This is a genomic window from Allobosea sp. GW822-FHT03F07 (assembly GCF_058801345.1).
Map to the genome: position 1 here is coordinate 1 of NZ_JBXAND010000035.1, position 527 is coordinate 527.

The following is a 527-nucleotide window of genomic DNA, read 5'->3' on the forward strand; positions in this document are numbered from 1 at the left end:
GACGAGATCGCGGCCAAGACCTCCACCAGCAAGCGGATGATCTACTACTATTTCGGCGACAAGGAGGGGTTGTACCGGGCGGTTCTCGAAGAGGCCTATGCCCGCATCCGCACCTTCGAGCGCAGCCTCGATCTTGCTGCGCTGGCGCCGCGCGAGGCCATCGCGACGCTGACGGGGTTCACCTTCGACTACCATGCCGACAATCCGGACTTCGTGCGCCTCGTGATGATCGAGAACATCCATCACGCCCGCCACCTCGCGACCTCGTCCAAGATCGGCGCGCTGAACCTTTCGGCGATCGGCATGATCGGCGAGATCTATGCACGCGGACTGGCGCAGGGCGTGTTTCGCGAGGGGCTCGACCCGATCGACATCCATCTGACGATCAGCGCGCTGAGCTTCTACAACGTCTCGAACCAGGCGAGCATCCGGCAGGTCTTCGGCCACGACATGGCCGCGCCCGATGCGCGCAAGCGGCGCCGCCAGAGCGCCCTCGACACCGTCCTTCGCATGCTCTGCCGCTGACC

General features: G+C 64.7%; 1 protein-coding gene. It reads left to right on the forward strand.

Annotation, left to right across the window (positions count from 1 at the left end):
• The coding region (locus AC1RMY_RS26535) for a TetR family transcriptional regulator (RefSeq protein WP_492869744.1) at nucleotides 1-525 on the forward strand (525 nt) is incomplete at its 5' end.
• Nucleotides 526-527: the final 2 nt, after the last annotated feature.